13 protein-coding genes are annotated in these 19,947 nt (G+C 73.3%); 5 read left to right on the forward strand and 8 right to left on the reverse strand.

The genetic code is table 11. The annotated features are described in order from the left end of the window. Nucleotides 1–102 precede the first annotated feature (102 nt). The 3 genes from ACH427_RS04650 (at nucleotide 103) to ACH427_RS04660 (ending at nucleotide 4,122) form a co-directional block, all read left to right on the forward strand. Nucleotides 103–1,299: an acetyl-CoA carboxylase biotin carboxylase subunit family protein gene (locus ACH427_RS04650; RefSeq protein WP_398867963.1), complete on the forward strand. Its 1,197-nt coding sequence runs from the start codon at nucleotides 103–105 to the stop codon at nucleotides 1,297–1,299. 17 nt (nucleotides 1,300–1,316) lie between these two features. After that, nucleotides 1,317–3,014 carry an IucA/IucC family protein gene (locus ACH427_RS04655; protein WP_398867907.1) on the forward strand — a complete coding sequence of 566 codons (1,698 nt, stop codon included), beginning with the start codon at nucleotides 1,317–1,319 and terminating at the stop codon, nucleotides 3,012–3,014. Nucleotides 3,015–3,255: 241 nt separating this feature from the next. Continuing rightward, nucleotides 3,256–4,122 carry a DUF2127 domain-containing protein gene (locus tag ACH427_RS04660; protein ID WP_398867908.1) on the forward strand — a complete coding sequence of 289 codons (867 nt, stop codon included), beginning with the start codon at nucleotides 3,256–3,258 and terminating at the stop codon, nucleotides 4,120–4,122. 37 nt (nucleotides 4,123–4,159) lie between these two features. Here the strand turns inward: ACH427_RS04660 and ACH427_RS04665 are convergent, their stop codons facing one another. Together ACH427_RS04665 and mgtA are read right to left on the reverse strand one after the other, a co-directional pair. Continuing rightward, a complete protein-coding gene (locus tag ACH427_RS04665) occupies nucleotides 4,160–4,945 on the reverse strand; it encodes an MgtC/SapB family protein (protein WP_398867909.1) in 786 nt (261 codons plus the stop codon). 44 nt (nucleotides 4,946–4,989) lie between these two features. Then, on the reverse strand, nucleotides 4,990–7,728 hold the full coding sequence (mgtA, locus tag ACH427_RS04670; protein WP_398867910.1) for a magnesium-translocating P-type ATPase: 2,739 nt from the start codon (nucleotides 7,726–7,728) through the stop codon (nucleotides 4,990–4,992). A gap of 522 nt (nucleotides 7,729–8,250) precedes the next feature. Between mgtA and ACH427_RS04675 the strand changes: the two genes are divergently transcribed. Continuing rightward, a complete protein-coding gene (locus tag ACH427_RS04675) occupies nucleotides 8,251–9,237 on the forward strand; it encodes an endonuclease/exonuclease/phosphatase family protein (RefSeq protein WP_398867911.1) in 987 nt (328 codons plus the stop codon). Nucleotides 9,238–9,259: 22 nt separating this feature from the next. Here the strand turns inward: ACH427_RS04675 and ACH427_RS04680 are convergent, their stop codons facing one another. The 6 genes from ACH427_RS04680 to ACH427_RS04705 form a co-directional block, all read right to left on the reverse strand. After that, nucleotides 9,260–11,044: an FG-GAP-like repeat-containing protein gene (locus tag ACH427_RS04680; protein ID WP_398867912.1), complete on the reverse strand. Its 1,785-nt coding sequence runs from the start codon at nucleotides 11,042–11,044 to the stop codon at nucleotides 9,260–9,262. Between the two features lie 98 nt (nucleotides 11,045–11,142). Beyond that, nucleotides 11,143–12,297, reverse strand: a complete 1,155-nt coding sequence (locus ACH427_RS04685; RefSeq protein WP_398867913.1) for an XdhC family protein — start codon at nucleotides 12,295–12,297, stop codon at nucleotides 11,143–11,145. A 52-nt stretch (nucleotides 12,298–12,349) separates the two neighbouring features. Further along, nucleotides 12,350–13,810, reverse strand: a complete 1,461-nt coding sequence (locus ACH427_RS04690) for an NCS2 family permease (protein WP_398867915.1) — start codon at nucleotides 13,808–13,810, stop codon at nucleotides 12,350–12,352. 180 nt (nucleotides 13,811–13,990) lie between these two features. After that, nucleotides 13,991–16,369, reverse strand: a complete 2,379-nt coding sequence (gene pucD / locus ACH427_RS04695) for a xanthine dehydrogenase subunit D (protein ID WP_398867916.1) — start codon at nucleotides 16,367–16,369, stop codon at nucleotides 13,991–13,993. Nucleotides 16,370–16,372: 3 nt separating this feature from the next. Then, nucleotides 16,373–16,921: a (2Fe-2S)-binding protein gene (locus ACH427_RS04700; RefSeq protein ID WP_398867917.1), complete on the reverse strand. Its 549-nt coding sequence runs from the start codon at nucleotides 16,919–16,921 to the stop codon at nucleotides 16,373–16,375. Continuing rightward, entirely contained in the window at nucleotides 16,912–17,799 is an 888-nt protein-coding gene (locus ACH427_RS04705; RefSeq protein WP_398867918.1) for an FAD binding domain-containing protein, read from the reverse strand. The genes ACH427_RS04700 and ACH427_RS04705 overlap by 10 nt, the downstream gene beginning before the upstream one ends. 241 nt (nucleotides 17,800–18,040) lie before the next feature. Between ACH427_RS04705 and ACH427_RS04710 the strand changes: the two genes are divergently transcribed. Further along, complete coding sequence (locus tag ACH427_RS04710; protein ID WP_398867919.1) at nucleotides 18,041–19,741, forward strand: PucR family transcriptional regulator; 1,701 nt, start codon at nucleotides 18,041–18,043, stop codon at nucleotides 19,739–19,741. The last annotated feature ends 206 nt before the right edge of the window (nucleotides 19,742–19,947 follow it).

Consider the following 19,947-nt stretch of genomic DNA (forward strand, 5'->3'; position numbering starts at 1 on the left):
GGCGAGCGGACCGGGCGGGGCGGCGTGCGGCAGGCCAACTGCGCTACGTCGCAGCGGGGTTGACATGACCAATGCCGGTTCTACAGTTCCCTAGTGCTGTATATGCTGGCGCTGCCCCCGACCGACTCCGTCACCGAGGGCTACCTCCCGGCCGCCGCCCGGCTGGGGCTCGACGTCACACTGCTCACCGACGCACCCGAAGCGCACCGACGGGCCTATGAGGGACGCGCCGGGGACGCGTGGCCCCGGATCAACATCGTCCCCTGCGAGGTACGCGACTTCCGCGAGGTGATCGCCCGCATCGGGGCGCTCGACCGCCGGCCGGAGGCCGTGTTCACCAACAGTGATCACCTCCAGGTGCAAGCGGCGCTCACTGCCGACTGGTTCGGCCTGCCGGGCAAGAGCTGGCGGGCCGCGCTGCTCACCAAGAACAAGGCGCAGACGCGGCGGGCCCTCGCCGAGGCGGGGCTGGAGACCGTCTGGAGCGCGGAGTTGACCCGTTCCGGGGACGCGGAGGAGGTCCGGCCGCCCTTCCCCTGCGTGGTCAAGCCCCGCGAAGGGGTGGCCAGTGAGGACGTCGAGCTGGTCGAGAACCGGGCGGAACTGCTCCGCCACTGCCGGGACGTGTGGTCCCGGCGGCCCGGTCTGCCCTTGGTCGTCGAGGATTACCTGGCGGGGCCGTTGCGCAGCCTGGAGACCCTGGGGGACGGCCACACCCTGCACGTCCTCGGTTCCTTCCATGAAGTGGACATCGTGCCACCGCACTTCGTCCTGCGGCGCGCCGATCTGCTGCCCGCGCCGCCCCGGGCGCACGTGGAGCAGGTCACCGCGCGGCTCAAGGCCCTCGGTGTCGGGTTCGGCGCCTGCCACACCGAGTTCGTGGTCCAGGGCGAGCGGGTCCGCGTGATCGAAGTCAACTACCGCTCCTCCGGCGACCAGGGCGACCTCGGTCTCGCCGAGGTGCTCGGCATCCCCTTGTTCGAGCACATTCTCGGCACCCACCTCGGCCACCCGCTCCCGGCCGACCTCGGCGCACGGAGAGCGGGACGGCTGCTCCGTATCGAGATCGTGCATGCCGAGCGCGCCGGAGCCCTCACGTCCGCACCGGGGCCCACGGAGTGGGACCGGGACGGGGTGCGGCTGGTCTACCGGCCGCAGCGCGAGATCGGCGAGGAGCACCCCCTTCACCACTCCGACCGCGACCACCTCGGCGTCATGCGGGCCATCGGACCCGACCAGGACCGGATCGGACGGGTCGTGGCGGCGTTCCGCGCCGGCCATCGCTGGGAGATCGCGTGACGGCGCCGGGAGATCACGTGACGGCGGAGGACGGAGTCCTCGCCCGGGCCCTCGGCGCCCTGCTGCGGGAGGACCCGTACGGCCTGCGCCCCGGGGCGGTCGTCGAGCGTCGGCCCGACGGCGACTGGCTCGTCCTTCCCGGGGTGGACATTCCCGTACGCCCCGACGGCTTCCAGTGCGAGATCCGGGTTCGCCCGGTCCCCGGCCTCGGTGCCGTGCTGGACCGGCTGCGCGAGGGCGTGGCCGAGCGGGATCAGCCGGGTTTCGACGCCTTCCGTGCCGAATGCGACCAGGCTGTGGCCATGGTGCGGTTGCAGGGGCGGGAGCGGTCGCGCGTGGCCGGGAGGCTGGCCGAGGAGCACGGGCCCGTGGCGGAGTGGACGGGGGTGCGGGGTTCCCTCGCCTTCGAGGCGCTGGCCGCCTTCCGGGACCATCCCGTCTACCCCACCGGCCGGGTGCGCAACGGCCTCGACGAGCGCCAACTCCTCGCGTACGCACCGGAATTCCGGCCCGCCTTCGGCCTGCGCTGGCTCGTTCTGCCGCGTGACGCGCTGACTCTCGGACGGCGGGCCCGGCTGCCGCGCTGGTGGCCGGCCCCCGCCTCCCTCGGCCTGGCCCGGTCCGGCGACGGTTACCTGGCGCTGCCCGTTCACCCGCTCACCGCCGAGGGCCCGCTCGCCGATGCCGTCACCGCCGCCGGCCTCGGCGGCAGCGCGCGACTGGCCGAAACGGCGTGGCCGGCCGTGGTCCCCACGCTGTCCATGCGGACCGTCGCCGTTGTCGAGGACCCCTGCGTCCACATCAAACTCCCCCTGGCCACGTCCACCTTGGGACTGCTCAACCGGCGCACCATCAAACCGGGCGTCCTGCCCAACGGCGAGTGCGGGCAGCGACTGCTGGCGGAGGTCGCCGCTCGCGAGCCCCGCTTCGCCGGCACCGTACTGCTCACCGATGAACGCACCCACCTCGGCGCGGGCCATGAACTGCTGGCCGCGCTGGTGCGCCGCTACCCGTCCGGCCTCGACGACGCCCATGTGGTGCCGGTCGCCGCCCTGCTGGCCACCTGCCCCGACGGCCGTCCCGTCATCGACGTGCTCGCCGCATGCCATTACGGGGGCTCGGTGGTCGCGCTGTTCGACGCCTACCTCCGGCTGCTGCTGGACTGGCACACCACCCTCTTCTCCTATGGCATCGCGCTGGAGGCGCACCAGCAGAACACCTCGATCGTCCTCGACGGCCACGGCGGCCTCCCCCGGATGCGGCTGCTGCTCAAGGACAACGACGGGCCACGCGTGCACCCCGCGCGCCTTGCCGCACGGATCGGCGGGGACGCGGCCGCCGGTCTGCTGGGCTTCACCGACCCCCGGGCTCTCGTCAGCGACGACGGCCCGCTGGCCGACCTGTTCACGACCGTGCCCGTTCACCTGTGCGCGGCTGCCCTTGCCTTCGAACTGGCCGAACGCGGCGGGGACCCCTTGGACACCTGGCTGGGCCTCCTCCGGGGCCGGCTCACCGAAGCCGTCGACCGGCTTCCCCCGGGCCCGGCCGCGGTGCTGCGCGCCCGGGTGCTAGAGGCGCCCCGGTTGCCGATCAAGGCGATGGTCACCGCCGGAACGCTGTTCAGCAAGGACCGCTCGGGGGCCGCGGACATCAACAAGCACTACGCCGACGGGCCCAACTACCTGCTCCCCACCGATCCGGGGCGGCCGGCATGACCGCTGTCCCCCCGCCCTGCCGGGGCACGCCGACGGCATCGGCAGCCCCCCGGCTCACCTGCCTCCACGAGGTTTCCGGGCCCCCAACGGCAGACCGCGATCGCCCCACGGCGCACTTCCCCGCGGGAACGCCCCCTCCGGGAGGACTTCCTCCTGGGCCGCGGTCCTCTTCGCCTCTACGCTGGGTGGTGGCGGGGCCGGCCCTGACGCCGGGCTCGTGAGCCGGTACCGAGGAGGAGCAGTGGCGGACGAGCCCGAGGCGGTTCACGCACCCGGCGTGCGGCCGCGGAAGCGGAAGTTGTGGTACGAGCTGATCGAGTGCGGGCTGCACGGGCACCGGCTGGAGGGGACCGACGCGGCGCGGGTGCGGCCCGAGGACTCGCTGTTCGTGCAGGAAGGGGCGGGCGGGGTGCGCTGGCACCGGTGCCTGCGCTGTGATGCCTGGCTGCCGCACCCGGCGCCGGAGCGGCCCGGCCGTGAGACGCCGCCGGACCGGGGCGCGATCGAACTTCCGCTGCGGGGCAGGCCGTTGCGTGACCGGTATGTCCTGCGGCTGATCGCCGTCGACCGGATGCTGCACTTCGTGGTGCTCGCCGTGCTGGCGGTCGCCGTGTTCCTCTTCGCCGGGGAGCGCGCCCGGCTGAGGGATCCGTTCTACCGCGTCGTGGACGCCCTGCAGAACGGCGTGGGCGGCCCCAGCGGCCGGTCCGGCCACGGGCTGCTCGGCGAGCTCGACAAGGCGTTCCGCGCGCACACCTCCACGCTGTGGATCATCGGCCTGGTGATCGCGGCGTACGCGGTACTCGAAGGCGTCGAGGCGGTCGGCCTGTGGCGGGCCCGGCGCTGGGCGGAGTACCTCACGTTCGTGGCGACCACGGTGCTGCTCGTGCCCGAGGTCTACGAACTCACCGGCCGCATCAGCGCGACCAAGGTCCTCACCCTGATCATCAACCTCGCGGTCGTGATCTATCTGCTCTTCGCCAAGCGGCTGTTCGGCCTGCGCGGCGGCGGGCGCGCCGAGGAGGCCGTGCGCGCGCACGACACGGGCTGGCACGCCCTCGAACGCGTCTACCCCGGTCCCGCCGCCTCCCCGCCACGGACTCCGTGACCTCTGAGGCGCGCCGGCGCGGGCCGCCCGCGCCCGCTCACCGCCCCGTGAAGAAGTTCCGCACCCGGCGCCGCCCGCGCGTCTCCGTCGGGTAGTCGTCGTCCGTGTCGTCCGGCCCGCGCAGGACCGTCCAGCGCACGGCCGAGACAGCGGGCTCCAACGAGAGCCTGCTGACGGCCCCTTCGAGGAGGCTGTCGTCGCGGCGCTCGGTGGTGAGGTCGGCGGCGACCATCACCTTGCCCGTTTCCGCGTCACTGCTGTGGACCGAGCGCAGCCGGAAGCCGGGACGGGTGACGGCCTGCACGACGAGGGTGCGGATGTGGGCCTCCTCGGGTTCGGTGCAGACGACCTCGAAGTGGTAGTCGGTGGCCACCTCGACGCCGTGCGAGCCCCGGTCCAGGCCCCGGGCCAGCGGCCGCAGCAGGGTGTTCGCGCCGACCACGCCGACGGTGCCGAGCATGGCGACCACGTACAGCCCGGTCCCGGCCAGGGCGCCGACCGCGGCCGAACACCACAGCGTGGCGGCGGTGTTGAGGCCGCGGACGCTCAGCCCGTCGCGCATGATGACACCGGCGCCCAGGAAGCCGATGCCGGAGACGATCTGGGCGGCGACCCGCGAGCCGTCGTAGCCCGTGGTGCTCGTCGCCGACGCGAAACCGTACTGCGACAGCAGGACGAAGAGGGCGGAGCCCGCCGCGACGAGCGCGTTCGTCCGCAGTCCGGCCATGCGCGCCCGCCACTGGCGCTCCAGCCCGATGATCGCACCGAAGCCCAGACCGGCCGCGATATTGGCCGCCATGTGCCACTCATTGACGATGACCATGCCGCACGTTCCTCCTCGTTCTTGTCCGTATCCCTATCGGCCGGTCACAGCCAGGTGCTGAACCGCCGGATGTACCAGGTCTTCACCACCTGGGTGAGCGCGCAGTAGGTGAGCAGGATCCCGGTCAGCCACGGGAAGTAGGCCATCGGCAGCGGCTCCATCGACAGCGCCGACGCCAGCGGCGAGAACGGCAGGACGATGCCGAGCGCCATCACCAGCCCGGTCATGACCAGCACCGGCGCCGAGGCGCGGGACTGGATGAACGGGATTTTGCGGGTGCGGATCATGTGGACGACGAGGGTCTGGGAGAGCAGCCCCTCGACGAACCAGCCGGACTGGAAGAGCGTCTGGTGCGCCTCGCTGTTCGCGCCGAAGACATTCCACATCACCAGGAAGGTGGTGATGTCGAAGACGGAGCTGATCGGGCCGACGCAGAGCATGAACCGGGCGATGCCCTTGGCGTCCCAGGTGCGCGGCCGCCGCAGATACTCGGGGTCCATCCGGTCCCACGGGGTGGCCAGCTGGGAGATGTCGTACGCGAGGTTCTGCACCAGCAGGTGGATCGCGAGCATCGGCTGGAAGGGGATGAACGCGCTGGCCACCAGCACCGAGAAGACGTTGCCGAAGTTCGAGCTGGCGGTCATCTTGATGTACTTGATGGTGTTGCCGAACGTCGTCCGGCCCTGCTCCACGCCCTGCTCCAGGACCATCAGGTCCTTCTCCAGCAGGATGATGTCGGCGGACTCCTTGGCGATGTCGACGGCGGTGTCCACGGAGATCCCGACGTCGGCGTCCCGCAGCGCGGCAGCGTCGTTGATGCCGTCGCCGAGGAAGCCGACAGTGTGCCCCTCGGCCTGGAGCGCGCGCACGATCCGGGCCTTCTGCACGGGGTTGGTCTTGGCGAAGAGCGTGGTGGTCCGCACCAGGGCGCGCAGCTCGCCGTCGTCGAGGCCGTCGATCCGGGCGCCGGTGACGACCTCGCCCACGTCGATGCCGACGTCGGCGCAGACACGCGCGGCGACCAGCTCGTTGTCACCGGTGACGACCTTGACCGTGACGCCCTTGTCGGCGAGCGCCTGGAGGGCCTGCGCCGCGTCTGCCTTCGGCGGGTCGAGGAAGGCGAGGAAGCCGAGGAGGGTCAGCTCGGCCTCGTCCGCGACGGTGTACGCCGTGCGCGCCGCGGGGAGCGTACGGGTGGCCACGGCGAGGACGCGCAGGCCCTGCCGGTTGTGGTCCTCGGCCGTACGGGTGACCTTCCGGCGCAGCTCGGGGGTGAGCTCCACCCGCTGCCCGCGGTCCGTCATGTGGGTGCAGAGCGCGAGGACTTCCTCGACGGCGCCCTTCGTGATCAGGATGTGCTCGCCCGGCTCGGGGGCCGCCGCGAGGCTGTTGCGGCTCAGGACCACCGACATCCGGCGGCGGGCGAAGTCGAAGGGGATCTCGTCGACCATCGTGAAGCGGGCGTCGACGACAACCTCCTCGGCCTCGAGCACCCGGTCGATGACCGCCTGGTCCATGAGGTTGCGCAGCCCGGTCTGGAAGTGGGCGTTGAGGTAGGCGTGTTCGAGGACCTCGGTGTCCTCCTGGCCGTGCACGTCGAGGTAGCGGTCGAGGACGATGCGGTCCTCGGTGAGCGTGCCGGTCTTGTCCGTGCAGAGCACGTCCATGGCGCCGAGGTTCTGGATGGCGTTGAGGCGCTTGACGACGACCTTGCGCCGGGACATGGCGACGGCGCCGCGCGCGAGGTTGGTGGTGACGACCATCGGCAGCATCTCGGGGGTCAGCCCGACCGCGACCGCGAGGGCGAACATGAACGCCTCGTCCCAGTCGCCCTTGGTGAAGCCGTTGATCGCGAAGACGACGGGGACCATGACCAGCATGAAGCGGATCAGCAGGAAGCTGACCTTGCGGACGCCGGTGTCGAAGCTGGTCTGCGGGCGTTCGCCGACCAGGGAGCCGGCCATCGAGCCGAAGTAGGTGTCGGAGCCGGTGGCGACGACCACGCCGGTGGCCGTGCCGGAGGTGACGGTGGTGCCCATGAGGCAGAGGTTGTCGGCCTCGACGGGGTCGGTGGTGACGCTCTGCCCGTAGTCGTGGGTGCGGGTGTCGGCCTTGGCGACCGGCAGGGACTCGCCGGACAGCGCGGCCTGGCCGACCATGAGGTCCTTGGCGGTGAGCAGCCGCAGATCGGCCGGGACGAGGTCGCCGGCGGCCAAGCGCACGATGTCGCCGGGGACGACCTGGTCCATGGGGATCTCGACGGTCGTGGGCCGCTCGCCCCGCCCCGCCCGGCGCTGCACGGCCGTGGTCGTGGTGACCAAGGCGCGCAGGGCGGCGGCCGAACGTCCCGAGCGGTATTCCTGCCAGAACCGCAGGGCGCCGCTGACCAGCACCATCGTGGCGAGGATGGCGATGCCCGGGTCGAAGGGCTCGTCGTCGGCGGCCCGGAGCCACTGCCAGAGCATGACGAGGTCGAGCGCGACGAGCACGGCGATGAAGGGGTTGACGAATGCCTTGGCGAGCTGGGTGAACCAGCGGGGCGCGCGCTCGTGGGCGACGACGTTGGCGCCGTGCCGCTCCAGGCGGTGGGTGGCCTCGTCGTGCCGCAGCCCCTGCGCGGTGGCGCGCACGTCCTGGAGGACCTGGCTGCCGGGCAGGGAGCTGTAGCGGGCGAGCCGGTCACCGGCCTCGCGGGTGCGGGCCTCCAGCTCCGCGGCCTTGCGGTCGCGGCGGCCGCGGCCCGGCGGTGCGAGCTTCTGGGGGGTGAGGGTCGTGTGGGTCATGGCGAAAAACCTCTCTCCGGGCACACGACGGCGCGACAGCACGGCGACGCGACGGCACGGCGACATGACGGCATGGCGCGGCCGCGCCGGGGCACGGAAAAGTGAAGGGTGGCCGCGCGACGGGACGGCGAAGGGCGCCCCGGGGCACGGAAAAGGGAATGCGACGGCCGGGAAGGCCGGAAACACCGACAAGGGAAAGGGCTCGCGACAACGGCGCGGCAATGAACGCCGGAAAAAGGCGATGCCGCAGGTCAGCTCAGTGGAGAATCAACGGAACGCGTGCGCCCGGAAAGGAAGAAACGGAGCGCCTACGCTCGGCGAGGAGTGGCCGACCGGCTGTAGCGAGGACTTCCCTCGGGACTCCGACTGGTCATCCCGATCACCTCCTCGCTCGTCACGGACAGCACAGGCGCCGCGCCGTAAAAATACGCGTCAACGCGGCCGGAGCGGCACCTTCAGCCTCTAGCTTGCCATAGGAAGTCAACTGGGTCCGCCCCGGGCGGGTAATACGAAGGCCGGACGATGCGCGAAGACCTCGGGAAGGGAATGCGGCTGCCGGGCGGGCGGCGGCGCCGGGCGCGCTGGTGCGCGGGGGTGCTGCTGGTTCCCGTGAGCGTGGTGGCGCTGTGCCGGGCGCTGGGGACCGACGCCTTCACGCCGGTGCCCCAACTCCTCGCGTTCCTGCCGTGGTTGCTGGTGCCTGCCGCCGTCGCGCTGTTGCTGGCGGCGGGCGCGCGGTGGGCTGTCGGCTGCGCCTGGGGGCTGCTCGCCACCGCGGCCGTCGCCTTCTTCCTCCGCCCGTACGACGCGGCGCCTCCGCCCGCACCGGGCCCGGTGCGGGCCCAGCTGCGCATCCTCACCGCGAATCTGGAGTTCGGCGGCGCGACGCCGGGGCTGCTGGAGACGCTGCGCCGGGAGAAGCCGGACCTGGTGTCGGTGCAGGAGTGCGCGCCGGAGAACTGCGCGGTCGCCCTCGACGGGCCGGAGGTGCGCGCGGCCTACCCGTACCGCCGGATCGCCGGGAACGGCCGGGCGGAGGGCTCGGCGATCCTGAGCAGGTTCCCGCTGGAGCCGGACGGCGAGGTGCGCGGCACGCTGGCGATGCCGCGGGCGGTGGTGCGCGTGGCGGGGATGGCGCTGCGCTTCCAGGTGGCGCATCCGATGCCGCCGGAGCCCGGCCAGGTGGCGCTGTGGCAGCGGGAGCTGGGGCGGCTGCGGGCCGTGGCCGCCGGGCGGGGCGCGGTGCCCACGGTCATCGCGGGCGACTTCAACGCCACACAGGACCACGCGGCGTTCCGCTCCGTCCTGGACACCGGGGTGCGGGACAGCGCCGCCCTGGCGGGCCGGGCGCGGACGCCGACATGGCCCGCGCTCACCGCGCCGCCGCTGGGCGCGCAGATCGACCATGTGCTGGTCAGCGCCGCGGTCGAGCCGCGCGCGGCGCGCTTTGTGGACCTGGCGGACACCGACCACCGGGCACTGGTGGTCGATGCCGCCCTGCATGGCTGACGGAGCGTCAGCCAACTGTCGCTCAGCCGGTGTTGACCAGCGGGTTCCAGGTGCCGAGGGTGTCCGCGGCGGTGCGGTCGTAGAGCGCGGTCTCGCCGTCGGCCCAGCGGACGACCAGGCCGTCGGCCCGTCCCGAGCCGCCGAAGTCGCCCGCGGTCATCGCGGGCGCCGCCCAGGACGGGTTGGACGCCTGGAGCCGGGTGCCGGAGAGCCCGCCGCCGGAGAGGGCGAAGCTGCCCAGCGAGCCGTCGGACCAGCGCACGACGACCTGTGAGCGGTCCCGGCCCGCGGGGAGGGTGGCGGCGAGGGCCGTGGAATTGCGCCAGAAGGAGCCGGAGTCGGCGAGGCGGCGCTCGGTGCCGGTGCCGGACGGGTTCACGCCGCTGTGCAGCGTGAGCTTGCCGTCGGCCCAGCGGACGATCAGGTCGGCCGCTTTGCCGGTGGAGTTGAAGCGGCCGGCCGTGATCTGCGCGGCGTCCTTCCACGCGGAACCGGCGGCCGCGAGGGTGAACTCCTTCTTCGCCCCGAAGCCCGCCGCGTCGACGTCCTGGAAATAGCTGACCTTGCCGGTGTCCCAGCGGACCAGGACGTCGGGACGGCCGGTGCCGCTGAAGTCGCCGGCGGTCACGGCCTGGGCGCGCTGCCAGTAGCTCTTCGGCTTCGCGAGCTGCTGCTCCGCGCCGAAGCCGCCCTTGCCGTCGCCGGGGTAGAGGGTGACCTCGCCGTCGCTCCAGACCGTCATCAGGTCGTCGCGGCCGTCGCCGGTGTAGTCGCCGGAGGTGAGGAACCTCGCGTGGCTCCAGGTCGACGCGGCGCCGGGCAGCCGGGCGCTGCCGGCGGGCGGCTGGTACGGGGCGCGGACGGGCGTACGGCCGGCGACCGCGTCCTGGTAGAGGTCCTGGATCTCGTGGTCGTGGACCGGGGAGTAGCTGATCCAGTCGTCGCCGGTGGCGTTGCCGCCGCCGTTCCAGCCGCCGAGGCTGCCGACGATGTCTCCGGTGCGGTTCCTGGCGTCGTAGTTGGTGATCCAGGGGCTGCCGGAGGTGCCGCCGTAGAAGCCGCCGCACGTCATCCGGAGCTGATGGAAGCCGGTGAGCCGCGAGGTCGGCACCGTGCAGCTGACGGCCTTCTGGTCCGGGTTGTGCGAGCCGGGGTAGCCGACGACCGTGACGGTGCTGGTCCAGCGCGGGGTCGGGGTCAGCCGGAGGGCACCGGTGCGGTCCTCCGCATTGGCGCCCTGGGCGTTCGGGGAGAGGCGGGCGAAGCCGAAGTCCAGGTCGGAGTCGGGGCCCTTGCTGTTCTTCGTGTAGCGCGGGTCGGTGAAGACCCGGTCGACGGGGAAGACGCCGTACGGCTGGTGGGCCGCGTCCAGGCCCTTGCGGTACTGCGGCACGAAGACCCGCTGGCCGCCGCCCGCGAGGGACTTGGCGCAGTGCCCGGCGGTGAGTACGAGGTTGCGGCCCGGGCTGTGCACCACGCTCGCGGTGCAGTAGGTGGGTCCGTCGGTGCCGGTGCTGCTGAAGAACGTGCCGACCATGGGTATGCCGTCGCCGTACGTGCCCTGCGGCGTGCCGGTGGGGGCGGCGCCGACGAGCGAGCGGCTCCGGGCGGCGCCCGGGGCGGGCGCGACGGCGCGGCCGGTGTCGGCGGGCCTGGCGGCGGCCATGCGCTCGGCCGTCCAGTATTTCTCCGCGGACCGGCCGTCGGCCGTGCCCGGGGTGGCAGCGACGGCGGCGGTGGCGGTCGTGCCGCACGCGGCCACGCAGAGGGCGACGGCTGCGGCGCGGGACCATCTGAAAGGTGACAAGGTGACTCTCTGAGGTGGTTGAACCTGCAATCGAGGCATCCTGCCACACTGGCGTGAACATGTCGGAAGCCCGTCCCGGAACGGCTCCCTCCGTACGGTCAGGCCGCCCGCGCGTCCCGGTGGATGGGCGTGTGCGCGCCGGTGAGCGGCACCCCCGTGCCGCCCCGCCGCGCGGCGACGATCTCGGCGGCGATCGACAGCGCGGTCTCCTCCGGCGTACGGGCGCCGAGGTCCAGGCCGATGGGCGAGCGCAGCCGGTCCAGCTCGCGCTCGGCCACCCCCGCCTCCCGCAGCCGCCCGAGGCGGTCCTCGTGCGTGCGGCGTGAGCCCATCGCGCCGACGTAGGCGACCGGGAGCCGCAACGCCCGTTCCAGCAACGGGATGTCGAACTTCGCGTCGTGGGTGAGGACGCACAGCACCGTGCGGCGGTCGAGCTCCTGCGCGTCGAGATAGCGGTGCGGCCAGTCCACCACGACCTCGTCCGCCGCGGGGAAGCGGTCGGCGGTGGCGAAGACGGGGCGGGCGTCGCAGACGGTGACGTGGTAGCCGAGGAACTTCCCGACGCCGGTGAGGGCCGCGGCGAAGTCCACCGCCCCGAAGACGATCATCCGGGGCGGCGGGAGGCTGGACTCGACGAGCAGCACGACCTGTTCACCGCAGCGCGAGCCGGTCCCCGCGCCGTCCGGGGCCGGCTCCTCCCCGTACGCCGCCTCCACCGTCCCGGTGCGCCCCAGGTCCAGCAGGGCCGCCGCCTCCCGGCCCGCGGCGCGGTCCAGCGCGGCGGGGCCGCCGAGCGTGCCCGCGAGCGTGCCGCCGGGCCGTACGAGCAGGGGGCGGCCCAGCAGCGCGGCCGGGCCGTCCACGACGCGCGCGAGGGCCGCGGTCTCACCGCGCGCGGCGGCCGCCAGCGCGGCCGCGTGCACCCCGCGGTCCGGGGCGCCGGCCCGGACCGGGGTGACGAGGATGTCGATCACGCCGCCACAGGTCAGGCCGACCGCGAAGGCGTCCTCGTCGGAATAGCCGAAGCTCTCGCGCACGCTCCCACCGTCCGCGAGGGCCGCCAGGCACAGGTCGTAGACCGCGCCCTCCACACACCCGCCGGACACGGACCCGACGACGGCGCCGTCCGCGTCCACGGCCAGGGCCGCGCCGGGCTGCCGCGGCGCGCTGCCGCGCACGGACACAACGGTGGCGACGGCGAAGTCCCGGCCCTGCTCGCACCAGCGGTGCAGCTCCTCTGCGAGGTCCAGCATGTCTCTCTCCTCGGGTGATCCGTGGGTGCGGTGGCGGCCGCGCGGCTTCCTCCTACGCCGCGCCCAGCCACCGCTCGATCGGGTGCAGCGCGAAGTACACGGCGAAGACCGCCGTCAGCAGCCACATGAACAGGCCCGGTTCGCGCCACTTTCCCTGGGCCGTCCTGATGGCCGTGCAGGCGATGACCCCCGCGCCCACGCCCGCGGTGATGGAGTAGGTGAAGGGCATCAGCACCACGGTCAGGAAGGCCGGGACGGACACCGCCCGGTCGTTCCAGTCGATGTGCCGGGCGTTGCTCATCATCATCGCGCCGATCACCACGAGCGCCGCGGCGGCCACCTCGCCGGGCACGATCCGGGTGAGCGGGGTGAAGAACAGGCAGGCGGCGAAGAAGACTCCGGTGACCACCGAGGACAGGCCCGTGCGGGCGCCCTCGCCCACCCCGGTCGCCGACTCGATGAAGACGGTCTGGCCCGAGGCCCCCGCGACACCGCCGATCGCGCCGCCCGCGCCGTCGATGAAGAGCGCCTTGCTCAGGCCCGGCATCCGGCCTGCGGCGTCGGTGAGCCGGGCCTCGGTGCCGACGCCGATGATGGTGGCCATCGCGTCGAAGAAGCCGGCCAGCACCAGCGTGAAGACGATCATCCCCACGCTCATGGCCCCGAGCGAGCCCCAGCCGCCGAACTCGACGTGCCCGAAGAGGGAGAAGTCCGGCATGGAGACCGCGCTGCCCTTGAGCGCCGGCGCGCCGTTCTGCCAGGTGCCCGGGCCGAGGTGGCCGACGGCGTTGACGACGACGGCGAGGACCGTGCCGGAGACGATGCCGATGAGGATCGCGCCGGGGACCGCACGGGCCTGGAGCATCAGGACGACCAGCAGGGTGACGCAGAAGATCAGCACCGGCCAGCCCGTGAGCTCGCCGGCGGGGCCGAGGGTGACCGGCCCGCCGCCCGTGGAGGCGTGCACGAAGCCCGCCTTGACCAGGCCGATGAGGGCGATGAACATCCCGATGCCCATGGTGATGGCGTGCTTGAGGGCGAGCGGTATCGCGTTCATGATCATCTCCCGCAGGCCGGTGACGGCCAGCAGCACGATCACCGCGCCGTAGAGCACGCACATGCCCATGGCCTGCGGCCACGTCATGTGGGGTGCCACCTGTGTCGCGAGCACGCCGGAGACGCCGAGGCCGGCGGCGAGGGCGAGCGGCACCTTGCCGACGAAGCCCATGAGCAGAGTGCTGACGGCGGCCGCGAGCGCGGTGGCGGTGATGAGCCCGGCGTGGTCCAGGGTGTGCCGCGTGGAGTCGGGGCCGGAGAGGATCAGCGGGTTGAGGAGCAGGATGTAGCACATCGCCATGAAGGTGGTGATGCCGCCGCGCACCTCGCGTGCGACGGTGGAGCCTCGCTCGCTGATGTGGAAGTACCGGTCGAGCGGGGAGCGCCCGGCGGGCGGACACGGGCCCGCGCCCGCGCCCTCCGCCGTGGCCCCGGTCTCCACGGATGACTGGGTCATGATGCCTTCCCAAGGTTCAGAGGGCCCCCGTGGCCGGCCGGTGGGCCCGGCCACGGGATTTGGGACGTGGAGCGGCTGCACAACCCGGGGGACGGCCCGAGATGAAGGGATTGCCCCCGCACGGCCCGGCGGGAGACGCACGGGAGGTGGGGTCTTGATGTTCCGTCAGGTGACGGTAGTTCAGGTGCCGGTGAGGTGTTCCGGCCGGACGGGCACCCGCGTGAGCGGGAGCCCCGTGGCGGCGCGGATCGCGGCGACGACGGCCGGCGTGGAGGAGAGGGTGGGGGCCTCGCCGACGCCGCGCAGCCCGTACGGGGCGTGGTCGTCGGCGAGTTCGAGTACGTCGACCGGTATGGCGGGGGTGTCCAGGATGGTGGGGATGAGGTAGTCGGTGAAGGAGGGGTTGCGCACCCTGCCGTCCGCCGCGACGACGATCTCCTCCATCACGGCCAGCCCGAGGCCCTGCGTGGTGCCGCCCTGGATCTGGCCCACCACCGAGAGCGGGTTGAGGGCCTTGCCGACGTCCTGGGCGCAGGCGAGCTCGATCACCTTGACCAGCCCGAGCTCGGTGTCGACCTCCACGACGGCGCGGTGGGCGGCGAACGAATACTGCACATGGCCGTCGCCCTGACCGGTCCTCAGGTCGAAGGGCACGGTGGGCCTGTGCCGCCACTCCAGCTCGACGTCGACCACCTCGCCCTCCAGCACGTCGGCGAGGCCGGCGAGCACCTCGCCCCCGTCGGTGACGACCTTGCCGCCCTCCAGGAGGAGTTCGGCGTGGCTCCAGGCCGGGTGGTACGCCGCGAACCTGGCGCGGCCGAGCTCCAGCACCTTCTCCCGTACGGCCTCGCACGCGTGCCGGACGGCGCCGCCGGTGACATAGGTCTGGCGGGAGGCGGAGGTGGAGCCCGCCGAGCCGACGCGGGTATCGGCGGGCCGGATGGTGACCTGGCTGACGCCGAGCTCGGTGCGGGCGATCTGGGCGTGCACGGTGACGCCGCCCTGGCCGACCTCCGCCATGGCCGTGTGCACCGTGGCCACGGGCTGCCCGCCCACGGTCTCCAGCCGCACCCGCGCGGTGGAGTAGTCGTCGAAGCCCTCGGAGAATCCGACGTTCTTTATGCCGACCGCGTAGCCGACGCCCCGCACGACGCCCTCGCCGTGAGTGGTGTTCGACAGGCCGCCGGGCAGGGCCCGCACATCGGGCGGGCCGCCCGCGCTCTCCCACTCCCGCTCGGGCGGCAGGGGCAACGCCTTGACCCGGCGCAGGAGTTCGGCCACCGGTGCGGGAGAGTCCACGATCTGCCCGGTGGGCATGACGGCGCCCTGCGCCATGGCGTTGCGCTGCCGCAGCTCCACCGGGTCCATGCCCAGCGCGGCGGCCAGCTTGTCCATCTGCGACTCGTAGGCGAAGCACGCCTGCACCGCGCCGAAGCCGCGCATCGCCCCGCAGGGCGGGTTGTTGGTGTAGAGGGCGAGAGCCTCGCTCTCCACGTTGTCGACGACGTACGGGCCGACGGCGAGCGAGGCGGCGTTGCCGACGACGGCCGGGGAGGACGAGGCGTAAGCGCCGCCGTCGAGGACGATGCGGCAGCTCACGTACAGCAGCGTGCCGTCCCGCGTCGCGCCGTGCTCGTAGTGCAGCTTGGCGGGGTGGCGGTGGACGTGGCCGAAGAACGACTCGAAGCGGTTGTAGACCATCTTGACGGGCCGTCCGGTGCGCAGCGCCAGCAGGCAGGCGTGGGCCTGCATGGAGAGGTCCTCGCGGCCGCCGAAGGCCCCGCCGACGCCGGAGAGCGTCATGCGGACCTTGTCCTCGGGCAGGCCGAGCACGGGGGCGATCTGGCGGAGGTCGGCGTGCAGCCACTGGGTGGCGATGTAGAGGTCGACTCCGCCGTCCTCGGCGGGCACGGCGAGCCCGGACTCGGGGCCGAGGAACGCCTGGTCCTGCATGCCCACTTCGTAGTCGCCGGTGACGACCACCTCGGCGCGGGCGCGGGCGGCGGCGACGTCGCCGCGGAGCACGGGCTGGCGGTGGACGATGTTGGGGTGGGGAACGTGCCCGGCGTGGTGGTCGTCACGGCCGGGGTGCAGCAGGGGGGCGCCGGGGGCGGTGGCCGACTCCTCGTCGGTGACGGTGGGCAGTTGCCCGTACTCCACCTTGATCTTCGCGGCGGCGCGGCGGGCGGTCTCGGGGTGGTCGGCGGCGACGAGCGCGACGGGCTCGCCGTGGTAGCGGACCACGCCGTCGGCGAGGACGGGGGTGTCCTTGATCTCCAGGCCGTAGCGGGTCTCGGCGGGGAGGTCGGCGTGGGTGAGGACGGCGTGCACGCCCGGCGTGGCGTACGCCTCGGAGAGGTCGACGGACAGGATCCGGGCGTGGGTGTGCGGGCTGCGGAGCGTGAAACCCCAGAGCATGTCCTCGTGCCAGAGGTCGGAGGCGTAGGCGAAGTCGCCGGTGACCTTCAGGGTGCCGTCGGGGCGCTGGGTGGACTCGCCGACGCCGCCACGGGTGCGGCTGCCCTGGGTGAGCTCGGTGGGGACGCGTGCGGTGGCCATCTCTCAGCCCGCCTCTCCCGCGCGGGCGGCCGCGAGGCGCACCGCGTCGAGGATCTTCTCGTAGCCGGTGCAGCGGCAGAGGTTGCCCGAGAGCGCCTCGCGGATGTCGGCGTCGGTGGGGTCGGTGTTGCGCTCCAGCAGCTCGTCGGCGGCGACGAGCAGGCCGGGGGTGCAGAAGCCGCACTGGACGGCTCCCGCGTCGATGAACGCCTGCTGGACCGGGGAGAGTTCGGTGGCCGCCTGGCCGGGCCGCCACTGCGCGGCCACGTCGGGGCCGGTGCCGCCCGCGCCGCCGGCCCGCCGCTTCGCGTAGTCGGCGAGCCCTTCCACGGTGTCGACCGCGCGGCCCTGGACCTGCCCCGCGGCCACCAGGCAGGCGCACACCGGCACCCCGTCGAGGCGGACCGTGCAGGACCCGCATTCGCCCTGCTCACAGGCGTTCTTCGAGCCGGGCAGGCCCAGCCGCTCGCGCAGGACGTAGAGCAGGCTCTCGCCCTCCCAGACGTCGTCGGCCCGCTGCGGCCGCCCGTTGACCTCGAAACTCACGCGCATCGGGTGTTCCTCTCGCTGCCGCGGTACGCGTCCCAGGTCCAGCGAAGCGTGCGGCGGGCCATGACGCCCACCGCGTGCCGCCGGTACCGGGCGCTGCCGCGCACGTCGTCGATCGGGTTGCACGCGCCGGCGGCGAGCTCGGCGAACTGCCGGGCCAGCGACGGCGGGAGGGCCGCGCCCGACTCCCAGAAGCCGCCCTCCTCCAGCGCGGCGGCCAGGAAGTCCTCCGCCGCGCGGGCCCGCACCGGCGTGGGCGCGGCCGAGCCGATGCCGGTCCGCACGGCACGGGCGGCCGGGTGCAGGGCGATACCGAAGGCGCAGACCGCGATGACCATGGCGTTGCGGGTGCCGACCTTGGAGAACTGCTGCGGCCCGTCCGCCTTCCTGATCCGTACGGCCCGGATGAGCTCGTCCGGCGCCAGGGCGTTGCGCTTCACGCCGGTGTAGAACTCCTCCACCGGGATCAGCCGGGTGCCGCGCACCGACTCCGCCTCCACGTCGGCGCCCGCCGCGAGCAGCGCGGGGTGGGCGTCCCCGGCCGGGGAGGCCGCGCCGAGGTTGCCGCCCACGCTGCCGCGGTTGCGGATCTGCGGGGACCCCACGGTGTGCGCGGCGAGCGCGAGACCGGGGAGCGGATCGCGGAGCCCCTCCATGATCCGGGTGTACGGCACGGACGCGCCGAGGCGGACGTCGCGGTCACCGATCTCCCATTCGTACAAATCGCCGATGCGATTCAGGTCGAGCAGATACTCCGGCCGGCGGTGGTCGAAATTGATCTCGACCATCACATCCGTGCCGCCCGCGATGGGCACAGCCGTGGGGTGCTCGGCCTTCGCGGCGAGCGCCTCCTCCCAGCTGCCGGGGCGCAGGAAGTCCATGGATCTTCTCTTCTCGATCGGGTCCCGCGGGGTGGTGCGAGGGGTGGTCCGGCCGGGCGGTTCATGTCCTGTTCACGCGGCGTGGAGCCAGTACAAGGCCGGGCGGGCACCCGGGTGCAGTCACCGAAACCATGAAGCGGTTCGCTGGCTGCGCGCCCCGTCTTGTAGATTCGAACGAAAGACGGGGTTCAGAAACCCCACTGCATTCCACTGGTTACAAGACAGATCGGCGGCGACCACGATGCGGCTGCGCGCACTCCTGGAGACCGAAGCACTGGGCCTTCGGCTGCTCGGCGGCGAGGACGAGCTGGACCGCTCCGTGCGCGGCGTGATGACCACCGACCTGCGCGACCCGAGCCGGTATCTCTCCGGCGGGGAGCTGGTGCTCACGGGCCTCGCGTGGCGGCGGGAGCCGGAGGACTCCGAGCGCTTCGTACGGATCCTCTCCGCGGCCGGGGTGGCCGGGCTCGCGGCGGGCGAGGCCGAGATGCGCTCGATCCCCGACGACCTCGTGCAGGCGTGCGCGCGGCACCGGCTGCCGCTGTTCTCGGTGGTCGAGGACGTGTCGTTCGCGTCCATCACCGAGCACGTGGTGCGGCAGGTCTCCAGCGAGCGGGCCGGGGACCTGGCGGCGGTCGTGGACCGGCACCGGCGGCTGATGACCTCAGGCCCGGCGGGCGGCGGCCCCGAGGTCGTGCTCGACCTGCTCGGCTCCGACCTGGACCTGCGGGCCTGGGTGCTCTCCCCCACCGGCCGCCCCATCGCCGGGTCCTCGCTGGCGGGCTCCGGGCCCGAGCTGCCGGCCGCCGTCTGCGCCACGCTCGCGGGCGAGCACCTCGCCGCCGCGCGCACCGGACGCCGCGGCCCGCACCGGGTGAACGCCGCGGGCAGCACCTACTCCCTCTTCCCCATCAGCGGGGCCGGGCGCGGCGCCGCCCGCGACGTCCGGGAGACCGTCCTGTCGGACTGGCTGCTGGCCGTCGACGCGGACGCGGGCGACTGGCCCGCGGAGCGCCTCGACCTGCTCGACGGCGTCACCCAGCTGATCGCGGTCGAGCGCGACCGGCGGGACGCCGCCCGCACGGTGCGGCGCCGGCTCGCCCAGGAGGTCCTCGAACTGGTCCAGACGGGCGCGGCCCCGGCCGAGATCGCCGCCCGGCTGCGGGTCGCGGCGCCCGTCCTGCTGCCCGGCCTCGGCACCGCCCCGCACTGGCAGGTCGTCGTCGCCCGGGTCGAGTGGGACGGCGGCGAGATCCCCGGCGGCCCGGTCGCCCAGGCCCTGCTGGAGGAGATCCTGGCCGACCCGGACGCCTCCGGCACCGAGCCGTCCGACCGGATCGCCGTCGCCCACCTCGGCGACGAGGCCGTGGCGCTCGTGCCGCTCCCGGCGCTGCCCGCCCGCCCCGACCTCGCCGGCACCGAGGACGGCGCCCCGGCGGCGGCACCCGGACTGCACGCCGACGCCCTCCTCGCGGCCGTCCACGAGCCCCTCTCCCGCGGGCTCGACGGCGACGGCCGGCTCACGCTCGGCGTCAGCGCCCCCGTGCACTCGGCGGAGGGCCTGCGCGGCGCCCTGGAGGAGGCCCGGCACGCCCGCCGCGTCGCCGCCGCCCGCCCGGGCCGCGTCTGCGCCGCGGGTCACCAGGAGCTCGCCTCGCACGTGCTGCTGCTCCCCTTCGTACCCGACGACGTCCGCCGCGCCTTCACCGCGCGCCTCCTGGACCCCCTGCGCGACTACGACCACCGCCACCGCGCCGAGCTGATCCCGACCCTGGAGGCGTTCCTCGACTGCGACGGCTCCTGGACCCGGTGTGCGACGCGGTTGCATCTGCATGTGAACACCTTGCGGTACCGGGTGGGGCGGATCGAGCAGCTCACGGGGCGTGATCTTTCGCGTCTGGAGGACAAGTTGGACTTTTTCCTGGCTCTGCGGATGAGCTGACGCTGTTGTCCTCTGCGGGTGGTTTGTGGTCGGGGTTCGGGTGGCCTCAAGCGCCGGCCGGGCTGGGTTTGGTCTGGTGGGGTTCACCGTTGCCTGGTGCGGGTTCCGTTGCCTGGTGCGGCGGGAGCGCCCTGCGGGTTCGCCGTTGTCTGGTGCGGGTTCCGTTGCCTGGTGCGGCGGGAGCGCCCTGCGGGTTCGCCGTTGTC

The organism is Streptomyces sp. NPDC020379, assembly GCF_044387105.1.
Classification (GTDB): domain Bacteria; phylum Actinomycetota; class Actinomycetes; order Streptomycetales; family Streptomycetaceae; genus Streptomyces.